Below are 25,127 nucleotides of genomic sequence, written 5' to 3' on the forward strand. Positions count from 1 at the left end.
CGCCACATTCCCGATCAAGGGTAAGGTGACCCTCACCCGTCCCAATGACGCATCGGAGATATGGAGGATCAATACGAACCAGTCGATCACCTGGACGAAGCAGGGGAATATGTCCACGGTCAACGTATACTACTCGACCAATAACGGGACGAACTGGACGAAGGTAAATGAGAACCCCGTTGACGCCGCGGGCGGCAACTACACCTGGAACCTCAACTCGAGCACCAACGCCTCGACCCAGGCGAAGATAAGCGTCAACTACACCGCCGATGAAGCGAACGTATCCGACTCGTCCGAGAACCCGTTCAAGGTCATACGCCTCACCGTAACGAGCCCCAATAACGGCACCGAGAACTGGAAGGCGAACTCCACGTACAAGATAACATGGACCTCCGCCAATATCGATTACGTGAATCTATACTACTCTCTCAATAACGGCTCGTCCTATACGATGATACCCGGAGCCGACAACCTGACGGCAGGCGATAGCGAATTCAACTGGTCGATAGCCAACAACATCATGACCTCTAACAACGTCCTCGTGCTCGCCGAGGACACGGGGAACACCTCGGTCAACGACACATCGAACGCCACATTCGCCATAATACCTAACCTCACCATCACCAACCCGCAGAACGGAATAGCCCTCATAGCCGAGGACCCGTACAATATGACCTGGACTAAGACAGGTAACTATACCGGTAACGTTAAGCTGGAGTATTCCGTGAACGGCAACGGTACATGGGTTGCCATAAATAATTCTTCATCGAGCAACTCGCCCTACACCTGGACGGCCGTACCGGGGGACATACTCTCCGAGGATTGTTACGTCCGCATAACGAGCTTGGCCAATGCCAACGCCACCGATGAGTCGAACGCAGGGTTCTATATAAGAGGTAACATCACCGTCACAAGCCCCAACGGTGACGAGAACCTGCAGGTCGGTAACTCCTCTAATATAACCTGGACGCGCAAAGGAAATATCACCACAGTCAATATCTACTACTCTTCGAATGACGGAGCCAACTGGACCCAGCTTAAGGCGGGTGCCTCATCGCCGAACGCCACCGGCAGCTGGCAATGGGACATGCAGCTCAACACGACCACCTCGACGCAGTGCCGGATAAATATCACCGACCCGAATAACGAGGCCAATACGTGGGACATCTCGAACCAGACGTTCAGCGTCATAGGGCGGCTCGAGCTGGACAATCCTACTAACGCGAGCATCGTCCTGAGCTATCCGGGTTACACCAACATAAGCTGGACCAGGTACGGCGGCATATCGTACGTCCAGGTGAGGTACTCCAACGACTCCGGCGAGACGTGGCCCGACGGTAAGATCATAGCGCCGAACATATCGGCCACAGCCAGCCCGCTCAACTGGACGATACCGAACGACATAAGCGCCCAGCTCAAAGTGAAGGTCATCGATACCGGTAACGCCAACGTCACCGACGACTCCAATAATACCTTCTCCATAAAGGGCGGCATACTCCTGATCGCACCCAATGGCAACGAGAACTGGACGGTCAACACATCCCAGACGATACAGTGGAAGACGACCGGTACCTATATACAGCCGATATTACTCCAGTACTCCGACAATAACGGGACCAACTGGACCGACATAGATACGGTCATGCCTGGCGGCGACGCCGAGGTGAAGAACCTCTCCTGGACGATACCCAATAACATATCGAGCGAGGCGAGGGTGCGGGCGGTGACGCAGGAGAACGCTTCCACCATAGACGTATTGGACGGCTCCAACGGCACGTTCAAGATAATAGGCAATATCTCTCTTACGCAGCCGAACGGAGGCCAGACCTGGTATGTGAACGAGTCACGAGAGATAAGATGGAACTCTAAAGGTACCTTCCCTGTCAGGATCGAATACTCGAATGATTCGGGCGTATCGAACTGGGCAGTAGTCAATAATACGGTCACGAGCTACCCCGGACTCAATATATACAACTGGACCGTCCCGGACGATAACTCCGAGCTCTGCATAGTAAAGGTATCCGATAACAGGACGATATTCCAGTCGCTCGTCACGAGCCAGTCGAACGCCACGTTCTCTATCCGTCCCGTGATAAGCGTCACCCAGCCGGTCTCAGGCCAGAACGTTGTTGCCCACTCCGGCAATACGCCCATACGGTGGAACTACACAGGCAGTACTATCGCCAACGTTAAGGTGCAATACTCCCTGACGGGCACCGCCCCGTGGACCGATATAGCCACGGTTAACGTATCGAACGGCTCCAACTACATATGGCCGGAGGTCCCCACCACCACCTCCACGACCACCAAGATACGCGTGTATGATGTCGACAACGCGAACGTAACGAACACTTCCGACGGTTTCAACATCGTAGGTTCCCTTATGATAAGTTCGCCGAACGGCGGAGAGAACTGGACCGCCGGCTCGTCGAGGCAGATCATCTGGACCAGGTACGCCGTTTCGACACTGAACATAAGCTACTCCCTGAATAATGCTTCCACCTGGTTCAATATAAATAACAGTTTCGATACGAGCACCAATACGACATGCACCTGGGATATACCGACGGACCTCTCGGTGTCCAACCTGACCCTCATAAGGATACAGGATACGTCAAATCCGGATAACGTAAGCGATGCATCCAACGCCACATTCAATATAACGCCCGATCTCAACATACTCCATCCCGAATACGGAGATATCTTCAGGGCGGAAGATACCCACTACATCACATGGTCAAAGACGGGCACCAATCTCAGTTACGTGAAGCTGGAGTATTCGACTAACGGCGGAGGCAGCTGGAGTAACGTGGACGCCAATGCCACGGTGGATAATAATGCCAACTACACATGGGTCTCGGTGGACGGCACTATCCTCTCCGATACGTGTCTTATCAGGATAAGCGATCCCGGTAAGCCGGAGGTCAATTCCACCTCCAACTCAAGTTTCTCCATAAAAGGGAAGATCATACTTACCAGGCCCGTAGAGGCCGCCGAGAACTGGAAGGTGGGCACCAACCAGTCGATAACGTGGACGAAACAGGGCAATATGTCCGCCGTCAATATATACTATTCGACGAATAACGGTACGAACTGGACGAAGATAAACCCGAGTCCCGTCAACTGTTCCGGCGGTAGCTATACATGGACATTGAACGCCTCGACCGCCGCATCGGAAGCGGCCAGGATAAGCGTCAATTATACGGCCGACGAAGCGAATGTATCCGGTTACTCCGACAATCCGTTCAAGGTCAGCAAACTGATGATCACGACCCCCAACCTGGGCACCGAGAACTGGAAGGCGGGGGATACATATGAAATAACATGGAACGCTTCGTCCATAAACAAGGTCAACGTATCCTACTCCATAAATAACGGGTCGAGCTGGATAGGCATACCGGGCGCGCAGAATATAAGCGCTTCGAACCAGTCCTTTAACTGGACTATCGCCAATAACACTGTCACGTCGAATAGCGCCCTCATACTGATAGAGGATGTGTCCAATACCACCATAAACGACACCTCGAACGCCACATACGCCCTGATACCGAACTTCACGATAATCCATCCGCAGAACGGCGACCCTCTGATAGCGGAGTCCTCGTCCAGCATAACATGGACCAAGGTCGGCAATTATACAGGCAACGTGAAACTGGAATATTCGACCGACGGGAACGCCACGTGGCTGCCGATAAATAATTCGACATCGAGCAACTCGCCGTACTCCTGGACGAGCGTGCCCGGAGATGTCCTGTCGGAAGATTGCTATGTACGGATAACGAGCCTCAATAACGCCAACGCGACGGATGACTCGAACTCAAGCTTCTACATACGGGGCAATATAACGGTGACTTCACCGAACGGTTTTGAGAACCTCCAGCTCGGTAACTCCACCAATATAACCTGGACGAAGAAGGGCAATATAACGACCGTCAACATCTACTATTCCTACAATAACGGTACGAACTGGACCCAGCTCCAGGCGGGCGTTAACGCCGCGACAGGTTCATGGCAGTGGGATATAGACCTCAATAACGTGACGATATGCGAAGGGTTGGGGCTGGTCAACATCACCGACGCCAATAACGAGGCGAATACATGGGACGCGTCGAATAATACCTTTACGATGCTGGGCAAGCTCATCCTCACCTATCCTAGCGCGAGCGACATCGTCTGGACATATACGGGGACCAATACTACGAATATCACCTGGACCAAATACGGCGGCATAGTGAACGTGAACCTCACCTATGATAACTCGAGCGGTGTGACGAAGATCATAAATTCAAGCACCTCCGCCGCCGCGCCGAAGTATATGTGGACGATCCCCGACGACATAGGGACCAACCTCATAGTGAGGGTCATGGATACCGGTAACGCCAACGTCACCGACATATCGGATAATCCTTTCGCCATAAAGGGGAGCATGCAGGTGCTCCAGCCGAACGGGAGCGAGAATTGGACGGTCAATACCTCTTACGCCGTACAATGGAAGACGAAAGGCTCCTATATACAGCCGCTCCTGATACAGTATTCTGCCGATAACGCGACGTGGAAAGGAAACTATAGCGTCCTGGCAGGCGTGGATAATGAGACGAAGACGTACAACTGGTCCGTGCCCGACGACATCGCCAATACGGTGAAGGTCAGGATCTCCACCCAGGAGAATGCCTCTTCCATAGACGTGACTGATTCATCCGACGCCAACTTCAGCATAATAGGTAATGTCACGGTCCAGTCGCCAGACGGCAACGAGACGTGGTATTACAACGAAACGAATAACATACAGTGGCTCGCCAAAGGTACCGTAACGCCGGTCAACATATCCTACTCCGTCAATAACGGTTCGGGTTGGACGCTCATCAATAACACCGTCACCGGCTCGACAGGCCTAAATAACTATTCGTGGACCGTACCCGACGAGAACAGCGAGACGTGCCTTATCAGGGTCTCCGACAACAGGACCATATACAAAGACCTTGTCACCGACGATTCCAACGCCGTATTCAAGATAAGGCCGTATATAAATATGACACAGCCGGTCTCCGGCCAGAACGTCATAGCGCACTCGGCTAATACCGCCATACGCTGGACATCTACCGGCACGAAGATAGACAATGTCAGCATACAGTACACGACGAACCGCGGAGTGAACTGGACTAATATAGAGACCGTGCCGGTCGAGTACGGCGCCAATTACACATGGCAGCCGAGGGTCCCCGATGTCACCTGCGATAACGACACCATAATAAGGGCTTTCGATACCGTCAACAACAATGTCACATGCTCCACGGCCACATTCAATATAGTCGGCGGCCTCCAGGTAAATGACCCGGCCGGCGGCGAGAACTGGAGGATAGGTTCGACGTCGAATATAATCACATGGACATCTTACGCCATAAACCTCCTCAATATAAGCTACTCGAAGAATAACGGCTCGAGCTGGACGAATATAACCAACAATTACGCGGCAAATTCATCGTCCTACAACTGGACCATCCCGAACGCCACCATAGCCAACAATACCGTCATAGTGCGCGTCCAGGATATGGCCAATCCGTCTATAGTATACTCGACCTCGAACCAGTTCAACCTGACCGCAGATTTCGATATAACTCATCCGGAGTATAACGACGTGGTCATAGCGAACGAGAGCTATTACATCACCTGGACCTCCAAAGGGTTGAACACAACCGATTACGTGATACTGCAGTATTCGACCAATAACGGTTCGAACTGGAGCTATGTCGTCCCGGGAGGTAATAATACGACGGTCAATAGCGGTAATTACACGTGGGACCCTGTCCCGGGCGGCGTACTGTCTAATGGCTGCCTGATACGTATCACGGATACGAACAATCCCAATGGTTATAATACGAGTAACAGCTCCTTCATAATACGCGGTAATATAAGCGTGACGAGGCCTAATACGGGATCGGAGGGCTGGCAGGTAGGCGATAACGAGAACGTGAATTGGACGATAAAAGGGAATATATCTCTCGTCGACGTCTACTATTCGCACAATAACGGTTCAAACTGGACGAAGGTGACGCCTTCACCGGTCAACGCCTCGAACCAGACATGGACATGGCCCATAAACCTGAGCACGACCACAAGCACCACCGCCCTTATAAAGGTAGCGGAGTACGGTAATGAGAATAATGTTAGCGACATCTCGAACAATACCTTTGAGCTGAGAGGCCGCCTCAATCTGCTCACGCCGTCAAGCTCTGGGTTGGTCCTCAGCTATAACGGTTCATCCGTCTATAATATAACCTGGGAGAAGTTCGGCGGTATGACGAAGGTGCGCCTGAGATACTCCACCGACGGCGGCCAGACGTTCCCGGACCCGTATATCATACAGGATAACCTGAGCGCAGGCGCCGGCACACATCAATGGACGATACCAAACTCCATAGGTTATAACCTGAGCGTCAAGGTGGAGGACCAGGATAACGTCGTCGTGAACGACACGTCCAATAATACGTTCGCGATAAAGGGCGCCATGCAGCTCCTGGCGCCGAACGGGAATGAGTCGTGGCTTAAAGGCACCCAGCAGGTCGCCCAGTGGAAGCCGACCGGCACCTATCCGGGCAATGTGAAACTGGAGTACTCCAACAATAGCGGCGCCAACTGGTCGGAATTTGCCCTTAAGTCGGCAGGCACCGATAACACGACGCAGAATGCCAATTGGACGATACCCGACGATATAACGTCCACCGCCATGGTGCGCGTCATCACACAGACGGGCAATGCCTCTATCGAGGTGAATGATACATCCGACGATCTCTTCAAGATAAAGGGCGGTATTCTCGTTACTCAGCCGGACGGTAACGAAACATGGTACGTAGGCGACACCAACAGGCAGATCATATGGAGCGCTACAGGCACGGTCAACCCGGTCAAGATAGAATATTCCACTGATAATGGCGGCAACTGGACCGATATACCGAACAGCCACAACGGCACGGACGGCACCAACTCATTCAACTGGACACCGATACCGGACAAGAAGAGCGAACTCTGCCTCGTGAAGGTATCCGACGCGAGGGTTGCGTTCACCGGCGAAGTGACAGATACGTCGAACCAGACGTTCCATATAAATCCCGTTATTGTTGTAACCGAACCTCATACCGGACAGAACGTTGAAGTTGAATCCGGCAACACTTCAATAAACTGGACTTACACGGGAAATCAGCTCAACAAGGTCAATATAGATTATTCCACCAACGGCGGGGCCAACTGGACCAATATAAATACCAATATAACCGCCGGCTCGGGCGGCAACGGTTCCTACACCTGGCCTCAGGTGCCGGTTGTAAGGACCTCCAGCGCCAAGATCAGGATCTATGACAGCACGAACTCCAACATCACCAATATGTCCGGCACGTTCAATATCGTCGGTAAGCTCGCGCTGGGTCAGCCCAACGGCGGGACGCAGAACTGGGAGATACTGTCTAACTCGAGCTCCAACGTTGTATGGACCGCCAAGGCCGTGGAGACGATAAATATCTACTATTCCGTCAACGGGTCGGCCGGACCGTGGAACTTCAGCAAGTCGGTGAGCGATGCCTCGAATGTCACCTCGACGAGTTTTGACGTTCCCGCTATCGCGACGAACGCGGCCAGGATAAAGGTGACCGACTCGACCAATGAGAATGTGACGAGCGCCATGTCGGACACCGACTTCAGGTTCGTCGAAAAGTTCGATATCACATATCCGGAGAACGGGATAACGCTTGTCGCCAATTCTACCATAGATATCAACTGGACGAGGAAGAGCCCGTCGGCCATACCGCAGGTCAACCTCTGGTTCTATAACGGGACGGACTACTCGATCATAGCGTACAACGTGTCGAATAACCAGCGATATACGGGATGGCACGTCCCGGACGACGTCATATCGGACGTCTGTAAGATAAAGATCGAGAGCCCGATAAATGCCAATAACTCCAACGAATCGACTCCGGAATTCGCCATAAGGGGCAATGTGACTATAACCGCGCCTAATAACGGCACCGAATCATGGGAGGTGGGCCAGAGTTACAATATCTCATGGTCATTCGTAGGCCCCATACAGAACATTACCATAATGTACTCAGCGAACGGCGGCACCAACTGGACAGAGGTGGTCAGCCGTGTCCCGGCCGGGAACTATACGAACGGCACCGGTTCGTGGTCATGGTTCATAAATAACAGCACACAGCTCTCGACGGGCGCCAGGATAATGGTATATGATCCTGACCAGCCGCTCACCGAAGACACTAATGACTTCAACTTTACGATAAAGGGCGCCGTCGTCCTCAATACGCCCTCGGCGGCCAATATCACGATGAGGGTAGGGGAGCCGTATAATATAACCTGGACTAAGTTCGGAGCCGTCCAATTCGTGAACCTGTACTATTCGACCGAAGGGGATAACGGGCCGTGGAACAACATAACGATGAATATCTCATCGACCCCGTCCATATACTCCTGGCAGGTCAACGACTCGATCGGTTCCAATGTCAGGGTCAAGATCGTGGACGCCGGGAACCCGAACAACGTCTATAACATCTCGGCCCATAATTTTACGATCCTGGGTAAACTCGTCCTCGAAAAACCGGACGTTGGCGAACCCGACTGGATCTACGGCACGCAGAAGGAGATAAGGTGGAAGCCTACCGGCACCTGGACGTCGGTAAAGATAGAAGGCTCGAAGAACGCCTTCATCAACGAATCGACGACCTGGACCATCGCGACGGTCGATACCGGCTCAAGCGGTGATTCGCACTCGCATAATATCACGGTCGGGGATAACCTCACCGCAACCGCCAAGATAAGGATATCCGACGCCGATCCCGCGAGGTCGGCCGATGTCACCGATACCTCGACAGAGTCGTTCAAGATCAAAGGGAAGCTCGAGATCATAAACCCGAACTCCGGCAGCGAGGTATGGGTCGCCGGGACACAGCCCACCAATTCGCCCGTCCAGTGGGTGAGGTCGGGCTCGATAGCCAATATCAGTATCGAATATTCGCCGGATGCCGGGACGAACTGGTTCAGTGTCATAAATTCAACCGACGCCAGTAATACGAGTTTCAGCAACTGGACCGTCCCGGAGAGCGCGGTTAAGAACAATAAGCAGGCGTATGTGAGGATCACCGATATCTCGGAGCCCACGGTCAACGACACCAATGACAACGTATTCCTCATCAGGGGCAACGTAACGATGACGCATCCGGCGGTCGTCGATGACCGGCTCGTCGTCAACAGCACTTACTACGTCAACTGGACGAAGACCGGCGTCTACCAGCCCAGCGACAAGGTGAAGATAGAGTATAATACGAACGACGGCACGTATAAGTCCACGTGGAGCGCGATCCTGAACAGTACGGGTGATGCGATAGAGGCCTCCGAGCTCTCGTTCCCGATGACGGTGCCGGACGACCTGTCGTCCAACGTGAAGGTGAGGATAACGCGTAACGCGGACCCCGTCAATGTGCCCGTCGCCATATCGCCGCAGGTAAGGATCGTCGGTAACCTCACCATAACGCAGCCCACAGAAGTGGATAAGTGGCTTGTCAACGAATCTTATACCGTGAAATGGCAGCGGCAGGGGTCTATAGCGAATGTCACCATCAGTTATTCCACCAATAATGGTTCCTCCTGGACGTTCATAACGTATGCCTCAGGCGGCTCAGGCGACACCGGTATCTCATGGACCGTCCCGAACCAGCAGGGCATAGCGAGCGCCCAGGCCCAGATAAGGGTATCGGACACCTCCGATTCGACCGTCAACGATACGTCTGACACCTTCAGCATAATACCGAAATTCATCGTCAACGCGCCCGTGGCCGGACAGAAGTACCTGGCGAATAGAGAAACATACATATTGTGGGATTCGATGGGCCTCAATACGACCGGCAAGGTGCACCTCTACTATTCTACCAATGACTTCAACGGTACCAACGGCACCCACTCGGTAGAGTACAACGTCACCAATGACGGTAACTATACCTGGATGGTCCCGGACGACCTGTCGGAGACGGTGAAGGTGCGCATCACATATCCTGAGGACGAAATGGCGGCATATAACACCTCCGGCGAATTCAGTATCATACCGGGCCTGGAGGTCATATCGCCGTACAGCTCAGAATTTGACAAGTGGCAGGTCGCAACGATAAAGCAGATAAAGTGGAACTGCACAAGCGCGAATCTCGCCAATGTGAAGATATCGTATTCGATCGATTCGGGCGGCAACTATACCTACGTAATAAATTCGAGCGCCGATAACTCAGGTCCCGCTAACGGTACGCGCACCTATAACTGGTCCGTAAATAATACGATCACCGCCGGGTTCCGGGTGAAGGTACAGGACTCGAATACGAACCACAGCGACATATTCAACGTATCTCCCTACAACTCAAAGATAATCGGGTTCATCAATGTGACCTCACCTAACGGCAACGAGACGTATACCGTGAACGATAACTTCACGATCTTCTGGGACCACAACGGAAGCGTCCCGAACGTCAAGGTCGATATATCCAGGGACGATTTCAACAATTCCATCGTCATCCTGAACAACTCCACATCCAACTACGTCGGTAGGTACGATACCCAGATACCCGACTACATATCCGATACCGTGAAGGTGAGGGTGACCGACACGGCCGATACCGACGCATCCGACTCCTCCGATACTTACTTCAAGATCCGCGGCGCGTTCAGCGTCGGCGCTCCGGTCGATGGTAACAGGTGGCCGATCGGGTATAACTCCACCATAGTGTGGAACACTACGGGAAATATCTCCAGGGTCAAGGTGATCGCCTACTCGACGGCCGGGATGGATGATATGAGGTTCAAATATACGGTGGCAGACCCGTATGTGATCGAGTCGGACTATAATACAAGCATACCGAACGGACAGACGAATTACAGCTGGATAGTGCCCGATAACGGCACGACCACGGCAAAGATACGCATCGTCGATTACAACGATTCTACCGTCTACGCGGAGTCGTCCGGCAACTTCAGCTTCATCGGGTCGTTCGCCGTCGTACAGCCCAACGGGGCCGAAAATCTCACCGCATGGTCTACCTACTCTATAAACTGGGTGCCTACGGGAAGCTCCATCACAGAGGCAAAGATATTGTATTCCATAAATAACGGCAGCACCTGGGACCCTATAAACGAAACCTATAACAATACCTATCTTGAAAAAGGCAACATCTCGGTCAATTCGGGCGGCATCATCACGCTCCTAGAGAACGAAACGGAGAGCATAACCGGCTACCCTGTCGGGAGCTCGGTCGGGTCCCTCAGGACGTTATATTCCCTGAATAACGGGACGAACTGGACACGCATAACGAGCGGCCCCGTCACGATCAGGACCAACGCCACGCAGAACGTGACGATCTCCGTAGTCGACGGTATCGTCAACAATAACGGGAGCTGTCAATGGATCGTCCCGGACAATATAACCGCGGGATTCAGCACATTCATAAGGGCGGAGGACCCGAATGACCCTACGGTAAATGACACCTCCGACGCCGGGTTCAAGATAAGGGGCGGGTTCGTCATCGCCGCGCCCGTCGGAGGAGAGCGGTGGGTCACGTCGGAGTCCCACACCATAGCATGGAACACCACAGGGTCGATAGGCAAGGCGAAGATAATATACTCGAGGGATGACTTCAACACCAGCGACATCGCGTGCGCCTCTATCAACTGTTCTCCCGGCTACAACGAGTATAGCTGGACGATCCCCGATCCGCTCGTGGTCTATGGCATAAATGACAGCGCCATCCCGGTAGCCATAAAGGTCAGGATACTCGACTATAACGACTCTGCCGTATACACGGATACACCCGATCTGGATATGGATTATTACAATGTCAACTGGACGTTGCGGGACTTCCTGACGGGTCTTCCTATAGCGGGCGGCCTTGCCGTAAGGGACGACTCCATCGGTTGGAACGATACGGAGCTCGGCTGCACGGTGGACCACCCGATACTCCATAAGACGCCCTATGGTACGCATGAGGCGTCGTGGACTCATAAGGATTACGGCGAGGCGACAGTCAACTACACCGTGTCGACCGATACTAACAACACCATATACCTCGAATCGAAGATAGTCCACGTATGGTCGGCGACGACCGAGTATTCATATGAACCTGAGACGGACAAGGTGAGTTTCAGGAGCTATCTTGTGCGTGACGGTTCGATCGCCGGAGCGCGCGACGAGAACGGCACATTCCATACGATCGCGACAAACTGCACGGTTGAGATATACTATGCCAACGGTACGCTCATAAAGGAATTGAATACCTCCGACGTGAGCGACGCCGGATTCTTCAGTATCACATGGGAAGATACGAACCTGAGCGTCAACGATACCTACAGCGCCATCACCCAGATAATGACAGAGACGGGCGGCAGGTTCAGGACGCCGTTCATGCTGAACATAATACCAACCTACACCCTCTATAACGTGAGCGAAAATATCATGGACAAGATCGACGTCCCGCTCCGTGATATAAATGCCAGCCTCATGGGCGCGATGCAGAACCAGACGATCACGATACAGGATATGATGGAGAACCAGACGGGGATCATCGAGAATAAGACCGAAGAGATGCAGGACTCGATAAATACCACCCTGGGTTCTTTTGAGAACCGCACATACGCGGCCATAACATCGCTCGAATCAGGCGCGCTCAATATAACGAACGCCAGCGCGGAAGCGTTGACCGCCTCCGCCCAGCTGCAGTCGACCGCGGAGAAGTTCTCCTGGAAAGGGGCCCTATCCCCTGACCCGGCGCTGGTCGGTGACAACGTGACGCTCTCTATCCAGGGGCCTGCCGAGGCGGATAATTTAACCCTGGTCCCTCTTCTCGATATATACAGTTGGGATAATAAGTACATAATCCAATCGGCGCTCGCAAATAATATAACGATCACTCTTACCGAGGCGAATATAAGCGGCGTGATCAGGGTATCGAGTTCGGCCGTCTATACCTACCAGTTCATAGCCGACTCGCGCTTCACGGCCGGTAAGGCGTACACCTATATAGTTAGCGAACCGATCACGGGCGGTATGGTCACCGGCTCAGGTATGGTGGAGTCGACGTCGCTCTCCGCGATAGCGGGCCTGGCAGCCGCCGCGCCCGAAGCGGAACGCGTCGCCAAGAAGGCGCTCGACGCCATCAAGGCGGTAGAGGCCGTCGTGGTGAGTAACGATAATATCAATATAGCGATGACACTGAAGAACCTGAAAGAGTCGGTCGAGTCGCTCCCGATGCAGGCCGCCAAAGAAGGGTCCTCGACCAAGGATGTCTCCCTTGCCGTCAACCAGATATCGGAGAGGTTAAAGAAGCTGGTGGGCGAAGAGGGGTATGACCTGAAACAGATGCTGGGCGAGGCGCTGGGCGAATCCCCGACGATAAAAGAGGTGCGGAAGAAGACCGACTCCATAAACAGCATCGTGGACCTCCTGCTCAAGGTATTCGAGGCTAAGTTCGGCGGGGTCGATTCGCCGATCGTGTCGACGTCGCTCCAGACCGGAAGCGTGAGGTTCAGGATCATAGTCGCGAACCCGTCGAAGGTCAAGAGGCAGAAGGTGGATATAAAGAATTATATGCCCGAGGAGATAAAGCCGAAAGACGTCCTCGACTCCGGCGGGCTTGACCTGGAGTACGACGCGGAAAAGTCGATATACTATGTCTATAAACCGAATATCGAGCTCGCGCCGGGCGAGATACGCACCTTCGAGGTGGAGGTGGAAGACGTCTGGGTCGTGCCGGATAACAAACTGAACGATCTTAAGAATCGTGTCAGCACGATAATGTCCAAACTGGAAAAGACCGAGTACTATGAGAAGGCGAAGGAGATAGCCGATCCCATATACTCGAACCTCGACACCATAGCCAGGGACCAGGTCGACGAGTCGGTAAGCCGGTCGCAGCATATAGGTATCTACCGGCAGAACCTGCTGACACTGCAGGGCATAAAAGAGGATATCGCCAAGATGGAGAAGATACTGGTGACGGCAGGCGGACCCCCGTCCCCGGATATGCTCGCGAAGACGAGGGTAAAAGCGGATGAGCCGACGAAGACGATGACATGGATGGTGATATTCATCATAATAACCTTCGTAGGTTTCATGGCGGCGATACTCTTCTTCACGTGGCAGCGGCAGGTCCAGCTCACAAAGGATACCATATCGGCAGCCAGGAAGGCCGCGTTCCCGGAGGCGGGGCCGGATGAATCCGGGCCAAAGGGAAAAGAGCGGGATGGATAATGTTCCTCGACGTCACCATGTTAAGCCCGAAGGGTGTCGTCTTCGAAGGGAAGGCGAAGAGCGTCATAGTCCCGGGGGAACAGGGCACATTTGAAGTGATGCCGTTCCACAAGCGAATATTGAGCCGCCTCGTTTCCGGGCGGCTTTTTATAGATGAGGCGAGTTTTCCCGTACACAGGGGCATAATAAAGGTCAACCAGAACAGCGTGACTATAATCGCGGAGGAGGAGTATTGAGCCGTAATATAGCCCTCATAATAATATTCGGCCTGTGCATGCTGGGTCCGTGCGCGGTCTTTGCCGCCAGCAGTTACGCCAGCATAAACGCTCTCGGGAGGAATCCGTCGAGCGCCCCAAAGATATTCACAGCTATGATCCTTGCCCTCGTCTTCTCCGAAGCCCTCGCGATAATCGCCATACTGGTAGTATTCCAGCTCTTCAGCGCCGTATGACCGTCGTCCCAAACGCCTCTTTTTCATCTTATTTGACCAAATTTGCTTAAAGATATGATATAATTATCATAATAGCATATAATTAAGAAGGGGTGTGACTATGCTCGTTATCTCGCTCATATTTTTCCAGGTGCTCATATTCGTCGGTATGATATTCGTCCTGAAGCGTATAATGACCCAGAACGTAGTCCTGGCAACGAAACACCTTGAGGAGATGAACCAGGAGTACGTGAAGAAAGAGGAGCTCGTTGCGAGGCAGCTTGAAGAGGCAAAAGAAGAGTCGCAAAGCATGATAAACAAGGCCAGGCAGGAAGCGGAGACGATGAAGTCGAAGATAGTGAATGACGCCAGCGCCGAGAGCGAGAAGGCCATAAACGAGGCGCGCAAAAAGAGCAGCGAGATCATAAGCCAGGCAGACAAGACGCGGGAGCACCTGATACTTGAGATCGACGACAGGGTGGCCAAAAGCGCCATAGACAAGGCGGCGGAACTGATACACCGCACCCTCCCCGATAAGTTCCGTAAGGGTATACATTCCCAGTGGGTCAGGGACCTTATAGATAACGGATTCAGCAGCGTGGAACGCCTTAATATCCAGAAGGATATCAAGGACGTCAGGATCGTCTCAGCTTTTGAGATAGAGAGCGACGAGCGCAGGGACCTCGTAAAGAAGATAAAGAGCATACTGGGCCGCGAGGCCGAAATGAAGGAAGAGGTCGACCCGAAGATAGTCGCCGGGATCGTGATCCGCATAGGAAACCTTGTTTTGGACGGGAGCTTAAAGAACAAGATCCAGGAACAGGCCAAGAATGCCAAACACGCAGTCGGTGAATAAAGGGCCGGCAACTACTTTCGAGATAAGGGAAGTAGGCGAGGTCCAATCCGTAAAGAAGTTCATTGTCATAGCCAGGGGGCTCCCCTCCTGCATAAACGGCCAGATAGTCGAATTCTCGAACGGCACGCTCGGGCTGGTCATGGGCTTCACCGAGGATAAGGTCCAGATACTCGTCCTCGGGGACGCCTCCAGGATACGCGCGGGGGAGGAGATCTACAATAAAGGCAAATCCCTGAATATACCGGTATCGGACGGTTTTGTAGGGCGTATAGTGAACGCGCTCTGCCAGCCGCTTGACGGCGGAAGCCCGATAGAGGCGAAGGATTATTATCCTCTCTTCAAGGTGGCGCCCGGCGTCATGGAGCGCGTCCCCGTCAAGGAGACGCTCGAGACAGGCACCCTTATACTCGACGCCATCATACCTATAGCCAAGGGACAGCGCCAGCTCCTCATAGGGGACCGCCTCACCGGCAAGACGACCGTCGCCGTAGACGCCATACTGAACCAGAAGGGGAAGAATGTCGTCTGTATCTACTGCTGTATAGGCAAACCGTATTCATCCCTCCTCAAGATAATGGATACCTTCCGGGAAAATAACGCCTTCGACTTCACCGTAGTCGTAAGCGGCGTGGCGTCAGTCCCGGTAGGGGAACAGTACCTTGCCCCTTATACCGCCTGCGCGATCGGCGAGTATTTTATGAATAAAGGCAGGGATGTCCTCGTTATATTCGACGACCTGACGAAACATGCCTGGATATACAGGCAGATATCGCTCCTCCTTGAGAGGGCGCCCGGCAGGGAGGCATATCCCGGGGATATCTTCTACATACACTCGCAGCTGGTCGAGCGCGCCGGATACCTTAAACCGGAACTGGGCGGCGGCTCCATGACCTTCTTCCCTATAGTCGAGATACTCCAGGGCGACGTCACCGGCTATATCCCGACGAACCTGATATCGATGACGGACGGCCAGCTCTATTTTTCGACGACGCTCTTCAATAAAGGCATCAAACCGGCCATCGACTTCGGCCTGTCGGTGTCGCGTATCGGAAATAAGGCGCAGTGGCCGGTCATGAAGGGGCTCAGCAAATCGTTACGTCTCGAGTACTTGCAGTACAAAGAGCTTGTCCAGATGACGCAGCTGCACGCTACGGGGCTCTCGAAGGAGGCGGAGGCGAAACTCCGGCGGGGCGATGCCATAAACCAGCTCATCGTCCAGGACAAGAATAAGCCCGTATCGATGGAGGGGGAGATCCTTTATCTTTACGCGCTCAACTCCGGCATCCTCGACGCCCTCTCGACCACGCAGATAAACCAGTTCAAGAGAGATATACTCGAATTCGTCAGCAAGCGTTCCCCGGAATTCTGCGCCAAGGTCCGGGAGACGAAGGAGATGCCTGACGACCTGAAGATGAAAGTGGAAGAGTCCCTGAAGATGTACCTAAAGATGGCGATAAAGTAAAGCATGAGGACCCTCGTCAGCATAAAGAAGGACCTGGAGTTCGATAAGGGACTCCTGTCCCTCCTGGAGGTGCTGAAGAATATATCGGTCGCCCAGTACAGGATACTGGAGCAGAAGCTGAAGACATATGAGAAGTTTTCGGAGGCGCTCAAGACATTCTTTGAGTTTATAGATATAAAGGGGATAGACCACCCTTTCCTTAACCCGAGAGAGAAGAAGCAGATAGTAATAGCGATCACGTCCGACAGCGGGCTCCTGGGAGGGTTGAACCGGCATGTCGTCACCGCCGCCCTTAACGAACTGGCCGAGGTGCCGGGCAAACTGATAGTCATAGGTGAACGCGGCAAGCTCTACGCCCGGGAGAGCGGTATCCCGTTCGTGGCGTTCGGCGGCATAAGGGAAGAGGAACGCTATGAGCAGTCGGTCCAGCTCAGGGATTACGTCGTCTCGAAGATAATAAAGGAGTCGATAGGTTACCTCAAGGTCGTATACCCCAGGCCGGTTTCATTCACGGTCCAGCGCGTCGAGACCGTGCAGTTCCTGCCGTACAGCGCGGGAGACGCCGGGGCGGCCGATGCGAAGTGGGCCCTCTCCGACATAATAATGGAGTCGAACGTCGGGGATATGCTCGAATATATACTCTTCCTCTGGATAGGCCATAAGATGTACGAGGTATTCGGGCTGAGCCGCCTGGCAGAATTCGCGGCGCGTTTTGTGCACCTCGAAGAGAGCGCCCAGAAGCTGAAGGATATGGACGAGAAGTTGCAGCAGCAGTACTTCCGCGTCAGGCATGAATTGATCGACCGTAACATGCGCGAACTGTTCAGCGCGAGGCTATTATATGTCAGCACCCACTAAAAATACGAAGGGCGCCGCGGGCCGGGTGGTCGCCGTCCAGGGGCCGGTAGTGGACGTGATGTTCGATAGCTCGGAAGACGTCCCCAATATCTTCAGCGTCATAAACACCTCTACCATCGACAAGGAGAAGGTCGTGCTGGAGGTCGCCGAACACCTGCCCGGGAACATCGCCCGCTGCATATCCATAAATTCCACGATAAATATACAGCGTAACGCCGGGGCCGTAGTCGGAGGCGAGTCGATCCAGATACCTCTCGGGGAGGCGCTTTACGGCAGGATCATAAATATGACGGGAGAGCCGATAGACAAGAAGGGCGATATAGTCACATCGGAATACCTCCCGATCCGGAAGAAGGAAATGGGCAGCCAGGTCAGGATGGGCAAGGACTCGAAACGCAGTTTCGAAGTATTCGAGACGGGCATAAAGATAATAGACCTTCTCTTCCCCGTGACGAAAGGCAGCAAGACCGGCATACTCGGAGGCGCAGCCCTCGGCAAGAGCATACTGACGCTCGAGATAATACAGCATATAGTGAAGCGCTATGAGGGAAGCTGCGTGTTCACCGGCGTAGGCGAGCGTATCCGCGAAGGTAACGAGCTCTACTTCGAGCTCCTGAAGCACGGCGTCCTCCCGAAGACGATGATGGTCTTCGGCCAGATGAACGAGCCGCCGGGCGCGCGTTTCGGCGTGGCGATGACAGGCATCACTATGGCCGAGTCGATACAGAGGAAGAACCAGGACGTCCTCCTCTTCGTGGACAATATATTCAGGTTTGTGCAGGCGGGCGCCGAGATATCGACCCTCCTCGGCAGGGTACCATCGGAGACGGGCTATCAGCCGACGCTGATATCGGAGGCGAGTGAGTTCCATGAGAGGATACGGTCATCCAAAGAATCGGGCGGTTCCGTTACCTCTTTCGAGGCGGTATATGTCCCTGCCGACGACCTGACGGACCCGGCCGTCGTCGCGATATTCAGCTTCCTCGATTCAATAATGGTACTCTCCAGGGAGAAGATACAGCTGGGGCTATATCCGGCGATAGATCCGCTCTCATCCTCTTCGGCCAACCTCGATATAGATATCGTAGGCCGGCGCCATTTCGACATAGCGCAGGAGACGATAAGGATATTCCAGAGGTACGAAGAGCTGAGGCGCATAGTCCTCGTCATAGGCATAGACGAGCTCTCCGCGGCAGACCGCACGATATATGAACGCGCCAGAAAACTGCAGAACTTTCTGACACAGCCGTTCTTCGTCGCGGAGGCGTACACCGGGAAAAAGGGCGAATACGTCACCATAGAAGAGACGCTTGTCGGGTGCGAGATGATCATGGCCGGCAGGGTCGACCAGAGACCGGAAGGGGATTTTTACCTCATAGGCAGGATAACATAAAGATGAAGCGGTCAGAAAAGAAACTGGGGGAGATCCTGATCGAAAAGGGCGTCATAAGGGGTGCCGAGCTCGAGGATGCCCTTAAGGAACAGAAGCTGACAAAGGAGTTCCTCGGCGCCATAGTGGTGAGGAAGGGTTATGTGAGCGAGGCCAGCTTCCTGAAGGCCCTGTCCGAACAGTTCGGGATACCGCTCTTGAGCATGAAAGATGCTTACATAAACTGGGACCTCGCGAAAGAGTTCAGGCCGTCTGTGATATTGGAGAACAAATGTTTCCCGGTCAGGAAGGACGACTGGTCTCTGACCATAGCCATAATAAACCCGCTGGATGCCTGGGCCCTTAAGAATGCGGAGATGGAGACGAGGGGGTTGAAGCCCAAATTCGTCCTCGTCTCACCCCCGGATATGGAAGATGTCATACAGAGATATAAACAGTTCATGCGTAGCACCGCCTCCGGCATGCTGGAATAGGCGGTCATAAGGGTGAGGATATGCTGAAGAAGAATGACGTCGTCTTATACGAGGCGCTCATGGATAAAGGGCTCGTCTCAAAAGAGGCCCTGGAACCGTTCATCAAAGAGGTGGAGACGACGCAGTCCAACCTGGGGCAGATACTCATAAAACGCGGAATATTCCCGGAGAGGGACATACTGATGCTCCTGGCGGAAAAGTTAAAGATGCCTTTTCTTACCCTGAGGGATACACCGATAGACAGGAAGGTCATCGACAGGATACCCGTTAAGATAGCCACTTATTACCGCTTCATCCCCATAGCCATCAAGGACAAGACGATGACCGCTGCCGTGTCGTGGCCCATGGATATAAAGATACAGGATGAGATACGGACCCAGCTGGGATACGATATAGAGATCGCCCTCGCATGCGAAGACGAGATACTTGAAGCCATGAAGAAGAATTATGGCTTCGCGGCCGACACGCTGGGCAGGATAACGTCCGGCGCATCGACGGGGAAGACGCCCCCGGCGTCGGCCCGGGAGACGTCCCAGGGCAAGGTTGAGGATATCGAGAAGCTCACAGAGCTTGCAGAGGATGCCTCGATCATAAAACTGGTCAACCAGATAATACTCGAGGCGTATAAGAAACGCGCCACCGATATACATATCGAGCCGTTCAGGCAGGAGGTGAGTTTACGCTACAGGATAGACGGGATACTGTATGACGCCAACGTACCGCCCGAGATAAAGAATTTCATAAACGCCATAATCTCGCGCATCAAGATAATGTCTAATCTTAATATAGTGGAGCATCGGCTCCCACAGGACGGGAGGGCGGTCGTGAAGGTGCAGGACCAGGTGCTGGACCTGAGGATATCCACGATGCCCACGCCTTACGGCGAGAGCGTGGTTATAAGGATATTGCCTACGCAGATGTTATTCAGCCTGGCCAAATTGGGGCTCGCGAAGCCCGATATGGTATTATTCGAAAAACTTATCCAGAAACCGCACGGTATAATATTCGTGACCGGCCCTACGGGGAGCGGCAAGACGACGACGCTATATACGTGCCTAAGCAGGATAAATACGAAAGAACGGAAGATCATAACGATCGAAGACCCGATAGAATATGAGATGTCGGGGGTCATACAGATACAGGTCATGTCCGAGATAGGGCTCGATTTCGCAAGGGGCCTCAGGAGCATATTGAGGCACGACCCCGATGTCATAATGGTCGGTGAGGTGAGGGACCGGGAGACCGCGGATATAGCCATAAGGGTCGCCCTGACAGGCCACCTCGTATTTTCCACGCTCCACACGAATGACGCGGCAAGCGGCATAACGCGGCTCGTCGATATAGGCGTGGAGCCGTACCTTGTGGCATCGAGCGTCGAGGCGTTCATAGCCCAGCGCCTTATACGGCTCATATGCCCCGACTGTAAGCATGAGGATAAGGCGGTCCCCCCGGAGCTTAAAGAGTCGATCGCCAGGGAGCTCAATATAAAGGCATCGGAAGTAAAGGTCTTCAGGGGCAAAGGATGCGCGAATTGTAACCACACCGGTTTCTGGGGCAGGACCGCCATATACGAGATACTCCTGGTGGACGATACCATTAAAGACATGATCTTCAAGAAGGCCTCGGCGAGCCAGATAAAGAAACTCTCCATCTCGCGGGGTATGAGGACGCTGCGCCAGGACGGCTGGAACAAGGTCATAGCCGGAATGACGACGCCCGAAGAGGTCATCAATGTGACGAGCGCCGAGGATGAAGCGGGTTCTTCCGGGAGGGGTACCATGGCATCATCTCCCATCCTGCCGGACGTAGCGGGCCAGGCCTCTACGGAATCGGACAGGAGGATATACAGGAGATTGGACAACAAGATCAATGTGCGCTATAAGGTCTTCAAGGGGCAGGATATCTCCGGAAAAAAAGGCGCAGCCGCCGAACAGTTGAGCGTTACGAAGAACATCTCCGCAGGCGGGTCGCTCTTTACGTCGGACGAACCCCTGCCGGTAGGGACCATATTGGAGATGGCCGTGGAGCCGCATGACGGGAAGGGACCGGTGGAGTGCCTGGCGAGGGTGGTCAGGGTCGAAGAGCTGCGGGGCGGAAAGAGTTTCGAGATAGCGGTCTGTTTCCTGGATATGACGAGCGCCCAGAAGGCAAGGCTCGATAATTACATAAGCAATGAGTTATAACGATAGGGAAAGAGGAGATCATGCCTACCTATAAATACCGCGCCAAGAAAGGGCCAAGAGAGATCGTTGAAGGGAAGACCGAGGCGCCTTCAGAGGCCGAGGCGATCGAACGGCTCAGCCAGATGGGATATCTCCCCATAAAGTTGGAAGAGGTGCGGGACGAGCCCTCCCCGGGTCCCGGGCGTACCGTCCCGAAGAGACCGCTCGGGCGGGTCAAGTCCCGCGAGATAACCGTCTTCAGCCGCCAGCTCGCCAGTCTCCTTGCGGCAGGCGTGCCGATCCTGAGCGCCATCAATATAATAGCCGAGCAGACCGAGAATCCCGGGTTCAAGAGCGCGCTCTGCGATATACATGACGCGGTAAAGGAGGGCGAAAACTTTTCGGACGGGCTCTCGCGGTATCCAAGGGCATTCTCACCGTTATATATAGCTTTGGTGCGGACAGGCGAGAACAGCGGGGCATTGCCCGAGGCGCTTCTCAGGATATCGGATTACAGGACGAAAGAGGACGAGATGTACTCCCGGCTCCGCATGGCCCTGGCGTATCCTATCCTCATGGGAGTCGTAGGGATCGGGACGGTCACCTTCATGCTGGCCTTTGTCATACCGCGCCTTACAGGGATATTCGTCAATATGGGGCAGGCCCTGCCGCTCCCCACCAGGATCCTGATAGCGATAAGCGGGGGTTTACGCAAGTGGTGGTGGGCGATAGCAATAGCCGCGGCCCTGGCGGCGTTCCTTGTAAAGGCGCAGGCGAGGACCAAGGCCGGCAGGGTCTATTTCAGCGTCCTGGCACTGACCGTTCCGATATTCGGGAAACTTACGCTCAAGTCGGAGTTATCCCGTTTCAGCAGGACGCTCTCCCTCCTGGTGGAGAGCGGGATACCCATCCTGAAGGCGATCGAGATATCGATCCCTGTGTTGGAGAACGAGGTCATAAAAAGCCAGCTGGCGGTGAGTTACAGGGAATTGGAACAGGGCGGTTCCTTCGGCAGGAGCCTCAAGAGCTCCAGGCTCTTCCCGCTCTTCATGACGAACCTCATAATCGTCGGGGAAGAGTCCGGCAAGCTGGGAGAGGCGCTGGCGGAAGTGGCGAATTCTTATGAGAAGGAGACGGATGAGGCGATGAAGATCATGGCAAGCCTCCTGGAACCTCTGATGATCCTGATAATGGGGCTGGTGGTCGGTTTTATCGTCGTGGCCATGCTCCTTCCTATTTTCGAAATAAACGTAATGGTGAGGTAGAGATATGAGCGAAAAGAAGAGGATATTCATTGCTGACGATGAGGAGACGATACTTACGAGTTTAAAGAAGCTCTTTGAGCTGTCCGGTTTTGAGGTGGATACGTCAAGGGAGTCGAAGAATGTCCTGGCTATGGTGAAGGCCTTCAAGCCGCATGTCATCCTTCTCGATCTCCTCATGCCGGGCATGGGAGGCTTTGAGATATGCGAACTGTTGAATAAGGACGAAGATACGCAGAAGGTGCCGATCATAATCATATCGGCCCTGGCAGACGACGTGGATATAAAGAAGGCGTTCAAGATGGGGGTGGTCGGGTACTTTACAAAGCCGTTCGATTACCAGAAGCTGTTGTACGAGGTGAATAAGGCCATCGCTTATAAAGAGACAAGGACCTGAACGCTTTATAAAGGATATACGTGCGCCATAAGACCGGTTCGCTATTGTTCGTCATGCTCTTTGCCGTAGCGTTCCCCGCCTCGGCGGAACTGAAGATAAGCGAGAACGAAGATTTCACGTTCGGCGTGATCCCTTATCTGCGCATGGATTCCATCACGCTCACGAACACCGTCGACCTCGATACCAGGAAGAGGGACGACCTTACGACGTACATAGGCATGGACTACAGCCTCGGTTTCGACCTGAAGTACAAGGACACCGGTCCGGAGCTGTTCCTGAAGCTTGAACGCACCGGCCCCTACGATTATGATGTGCCGCTCTTTATCGACAATACCCTTATGACGTTCACGGGTAAGATAAGGCCATACCACGGGTCAGACCTCCTGCCGAAGGTCAAAGAGTTGTGGCTCGACCTGCCTATCTACGGAGATACCGTCCGGGTGATGGGCGGCCTTTACGTTTACTCGGTCGGCCACGGCATAAGCCTCGGGGGGGAGTACGAAAATTACGGTGTCACTTTATCTATGGAAGGCGAGGGTTTCGAATGGCGTTTCTACTATTGCTGGCCCGACGTAGCCAATAAGAACATAATGGGCCCGCAGATAAAACAGGAGAAGGAGCAGGGGATAAATTACGAACGGAGCAAGGCCTATTTCTTTGCCACAGATATGACCTTATCTACAGAGCGCGATATTACAAAGTGGACGGTCCAGCCCTATCTCGGCGCGCTTTTTGACAAGACGGATGAGAAGCGGATCGACTATTTCCTCACTCCCACGCGGCAGGAGCTCCTGGGGACATGCGGCGTTTCGGTCGACTTCATCATAGAAAGGCTCGCCCTGAGCTTCGAGACCGCAAGGAACTTCGGCCGGGCGGAGAGGTATGATTCCGATTCCCAGGATGTAGAGCACATGGGATACTTCTTCTACGCGGATGCCTCGTACACTTTCGATAAGCTCAGCCCCCATTCAAGGTTCATATTCGCCTCAGGGAACAAGCTGACGCCCGAGATGATAGAGAACGGCGATACGTCTTTCGAAAGCAGCAAGAATAATGCCTTCAGCGTATATTCCCCGTTGAACGTCGGCCTCGCCGACTCGCTCTACTCCCCGATAGAGACCGTACCGATCTTGGCGATGGGTAACGGGTACGGCCTGAACTACGGTGTCCCGAGGCCGTCGACTTTTCTGGACCCGCGGACCATAGAGAACCTCATCACGATCGACGTCGGGTTCGACTATTCGTTCACGGATAAGGTATCGTTCACCTTTGACTGGTGGTACCTGAGGTCCGTGGAGAGGGGCGTCGGGATGTATAACTTCGTAGCGGAACGTATATCGCCGGACCTGGGCAATGAATTCGACCTTTCGCTCATCTGCGCCTTCAATGACAATCTCACTCTGGAAGTCTACGGCGCGATATTTCTCCCCGGCCGGGCGTATAAAAAGGTGAGGGACGATACGGGGGGCAGTCTATTCACGCCGTTCGTGCGCGGTGACGGAAAGGCCGACCCGGCGTACCAGCTTGAGGCTTGCCTTGCCCTGACATTTTAA

At 53.7% G+C, this 25,127-nt stretch carries 12 protein-coding genes; all 12 read left to right on the forward strand.

Going from position 1 to position 25,127, the window contains the following annotated elements; all coding sequences use genetic code 11:
• The first annotated feature begins 25 nt into the window (after nt 1-25).
• The 12 genes from WC515_08320 to WC515_08375 all read left to right on the forward strand — a co-directional run bounded on the left by WC515_08320 (nt 26) and on the right by WC515_08375 (nt 25,127).
• On the forward strand, nt 26-14,284 hold the full coding sequence (locus WC515_08320; GenBank protein MFA5147366.1) for a hypothetical protein: 14,259 nt from the start codon (nt 26-28) through the stop codon (nt 14,282-14,284).
• Nucleotides 14,284-14,520, forward strand: coding sequence for a hypothetical protein (locus WC515_08325; protein ID MFA5147367.1), 237 nt, complete (start codon nt 14,284-14,286; stop codon nt 14,518-14,520). The genes WC515_08320 and WC515_08325 overlap by 1 nt, the downstream gene beginning before the upstream one ends.
• Nucleotides 14,517-14,735: an ATP synthase F0 subunit C gene (locus WC515_08330; GenBank protein ID MFA5147368.1), complete on the forward strand. Its 219-nt coding sequence runs from the start codon at nt 14,517-14,519 to the stop codon at nt 14,733-14,735. The genes WC515_08325 and WC515_08330 overlap by 4 nt, the downstream gene beginning before the upstream one ends.
• A 100-nt stretch (nt 14,736-14,835) precedes the next feature.
• Nucleotides 14,836-15,570 carry a F0F1 ATP synthase subunit delta gene (locus tag WC515_08335; GenBank protein MFA5147369.1) on the forward strand — a complete coding sequence of 245 codons (735 nt, stop codon included), beginning with the start codon at nt 14,836-14,838 and terminating at the stop codon, nt 15,568-15,570.
• A complete protein-coding gene (locus tag WC515_08340) occupies nt 15,545-17,032 on the forward strand; it encodes a F0F1 ATP synthase subunit alpha (protein ID MFA5147370.1) in 1,488 nt (495 codons plus the stop codon). Before WC515_08335 ends, WC515_08340 begins: the two co-directional genes overlap by 26 nt.
• A gap of 3 nt (nt 17,033-17,035) precedes the next feature.
• The gene (locus WC515_08345) at nt 17,036-17,890 is read left to right on the forward strand and encodes a FoF1 ATP synthase subunit gamma (protein MFA5147371.1); all 855 of its coding nucleotides are present in this window, start codon (nt 17,036-17,038) and stop codon (nt 17,888-17,890) included.
• Nucleotides 17,874-19,283, forward strand: a complete 1,410-nt coding sequence (atpD, locus tag WC515_08350; protein MFA5147372.1) for a F0F1 ATP synthase subunit beta — start codon at nt 17,874-17,876, stop codon at nt 19,281-19,283. The genes WC515_08345 and atpD overlap by 17 nt, the downstream gene beginning before the upstream one ends.
• Nucleotides 19,284-19,285: 2 nt before the next feature.
• Complete coding sequence (locus tag WC515_08355) at nt 19,286-19,753, forward strand: hypothetical protein (protein MFA5147373.1); 468 nt, start codon at nt 19,286-19,288, stop codon at nt 19,751-19,753.
• Between the two features lie 20 nt (nt 19,754-19,773).
• A complete protein-coding gene (locus WC515_08360) occupies nt 19,774-21,936 on the forward strand; it encodes an ATPase, T2SS/T4P/T4SS family (protein MFA5147374.1) in 2,163 nt (720 codons plus the stop codon).
• Between the two features lie 20 nt (nt 21,937-21,956).
• Nucleotides 21,957-23,180, forward strand: a complete 1,224-nt coding sequence (locus WC515_08365) for a type II secretion system F family protein (GenBank protein MFA5147375.1) — start codon at nt 21,957-21,959, stop codon at nt 23,178-23,180.
• Nucleotides 23,181-23,184: 4 nt separating this feature from the next.
• On the forward strand, nt 23,185-23,574 hold the full coding sequence (locus tag WC515_08370) for a response regulator (protein ID MFA5147376.1): 390 nt from the start codon (nt 23,185-23,187) through the stop codon (nt 23,572-23,574).
• 20 nt (nt 23,575-23,594) lie between these two features.
• Nucleotides 23,595-25,127: a hypothetical protein gene (locus WC515_08375; GenBank protein ID MFA5147377.1), complete on the forward strand. Its 1,533-nt coding sequence runs from the start codon at nt 23,595-23,597 to the stop codon at nt 25,125-25,127.

It is taken from the genome of Candidatus Omnitrophota bacterium, assembly GCA_041650805.1.
GTDB lineage: Bacteria > Omnitrophota > Gorgyraeia > 2-01-FULL-45-10 > 2-01-FULL-45-10 > JBAZKM01.

Excerpts from the sequence above, each read along its gene's own strand:
- WC515_08325 (MFA5147367.1), top strand. The coding sequence starts at position 14,284 with ATGTTCCTCGACGTCACCATGTTAAGCCCGAAGGGTGTCGTCTTCGAA.
- WC515_08335 (MFA5147369.1), top strand. The coding sequence starts at position 14,836 with ATGCTCGTTATCTCGCTCATATTTTTCCAGGTGCTCATATTCGTCGGT.
- WC515_08340 (MFA5147370.1), top strand. The coding sequence starts at position 15,545 with ATGCCAAACACGCAGTCGGTGAATAAAGGGCCGGCAACTACTTTCGAG.
- WC515_08345 (MFA5147371.1), top strand. The coding sequence starts at position 17,036 with ATGAGGACCCTCGTCAGCATAAAGAAGGACCTGGAGTTCGATAAGGGA.
- atpD (MFA5147372.1), top strand. The coding sequence starts at position 17,874 with ATGTCAGCACCCACTAAAAATACGAAGGGCGCCGCGGGCCGGGTGGTC.
- WC515_08355 (MFA5147373.1), top strand. The coding sequence starts at position 19,286 with ATGAAGCGGTCAGAAAAGAAACTGGGGGAGATCCTGATCGAAAAGGGC.
- WC515_08360 (MFA5147374.1), top strand. The coding sequence starts at position 19,774 with ATGCTGAAGAAGAATGACGTCGTCTTATACGAGGCGCTCATGGATAAA.
- WC515_08365 (MFA5147375.1), top strand. The coding sequence starts at position 21,957 with ATGCCTACCTATAAATACCGCGCCAAGAAAGGGCCAAGAGAGATCGTT.
- WC515_08370 (MFA5147376.1), top strand. The coding sequence starts at position 23,185 with ATGAGCGAAAAGAAGAGGATATTCATTGCTGACGATGAGGAGACGATA.